This is a genomic window from Neobacillus sp. C211 (genome assembly GCF_051842875.1).
Classification (GTDB): Bacteria; Bacillota; Bacilli; order Bacillales; family Cytobacillaceae; genus Neobacillus.
In genome coordinates this window covers 1-1440 of record NZ_JBPXRO010000090.1, presented here as the reverse complement: position 1 = coordinate 1440, position 1440 = coordinate 1, and the positions used below count along the sequence as shown (strand labels likewise).

General features: G+C 35.0%; 1 protein-coding gene. It reads left to right on the top strand.

Annotated features, from left to right (window positions below; all coding sequences use genetic code 11):
• Positions 1 to 102 precede the first annotated feature (102 nt).
• Positions 103 to 1431 carry an IS3 family transposase gene (locus ACSU6B_RS29125; RefSeq protein ID WP_410883196.1) on the top strand — a complete coding sequence of 443 codons (1329 nt, stop codon included), beginning with the start codon at positions 103 to 105 and terminating at the stop codon, positions 1429 to 1431.
• The last annotated feature ends 9 nt before the right edge of the window (positions 1432 to 1440 follow it).

Below are 1440 nucleotides of genomic sequence, written 5' to 3'. Positions count from 1 at the left end.
TAATATGGTACCTATAGATAGGACACTTGAAAAAGAGTGTTTTATCTGTAGGTATTTTTTTATATACTTGAATCTTAAAGATATGGGGATTGGGGGACGATCATGAGCAAAACAACATTTTCAGATAAAGAAATAAAAATACTTCAAAAAAATCCAAATGTGCTTCGTGTCAGCAGTTTAGCAATTACCTATTCGGATGATTTTAAAAATAAATTTATGAATGAATATCTGGTAGGTAAACTCCCAAGGCAGATCTTTGAGGAGAATGGTTTTGACATAGACATTATTGGTATGAAGAGGATAGAGACGTCTGCATCTAGGTGGAAAAGAGCATATGAAAAAAATGGGTTAATTGGGCTTTCAGACACACGGAAAACAGAATCCGGCAGGCCCTTAAAGCGAGAACTTTCTCAAGCTGAAATTATTGAGAGGCAGGATGCAAGAATTAAGCTGCTGGAAGGTCAGGTAGAGTTGTTAAAAAAGCTAGAAATGACAGAAAGGAGGCTGCTAAGCAAAAGTCAAAACCTAGAAACGAGTAAGATATTTCAGTTGATTTATGAAACCGTGGAGCAAAATCAGTTTAAACAGATGACAAAGTATTTTTGTAAGCTTTTAGGGGTCTCTCGTTCTGGATATTATAGTTACCTTAAAGCAGCCGATAGCCGATTTGAAAGAGAACAAAAGGACCTAGAAGCGAAAGAGATTATACTGAAAGCGTTTAATCGACGTGGATATAAGAAAGGTTCACGTTCCATCAAAATGATATTGAACAATGAATACGACCATAAAATTAGCAGAAAAAAAATACAAAGAATTATGAACAAGTATCAGATCATTTGCCCCCACAGAAAGTCAAACCCGTATAAAAAAATAGCCAAAGCAACAAAAGAACATCAGGTCGTTCCAAACAAGTTAAATAGAGAATTTAAGCAAGGAATTCCAGGGAAGGTATTATTAACGGATATTACATATTTGCCATTTAACGGACAGAATATGGCCTATTTGTCAGCCATAAAAGATGCCTCCACCAACGAGGTCTTAGCTTATCATGTTTCAGATCGGATCACTTTAGAAATCGCAACAAATACGATCGATAAATTAATGAAAAATAAGAAAACTAATTTACATTCGAAGGCATATATCCATTCGGATCAGGGAAGCCATTATACAAGCCCAAGATATCAAAAATTATTAAAAAAATCTGGTTTAGGTCAGTCTATGTCAAGGCGAGGGAACTGTTGGGACAATGCCCCGATGGAGTCTTTCTTTGGTCATTTAAAGGATGAGGTAGACTATCAATCATGTAAAACATTAGACGAACTAAAGGCGAAAATAAATCATTACATGGTTTACTATAACAATTATCGTTATCAATGGAATTTAGAAAAGATGACCCCTATTCAATATAGGAATCACCTTTTAGCTTCATAACTCTTTTTT

Bases quoted from the DNA above. Each gene is read 5' to 3' on its own strand.
- ACSU6B_RS29125 (WP_410883196.1), top strand. From the start codon at position 103: ATGAGCAAAACAACATTTTCAGATAAAGAAATAAAAATACTTCAAAAA.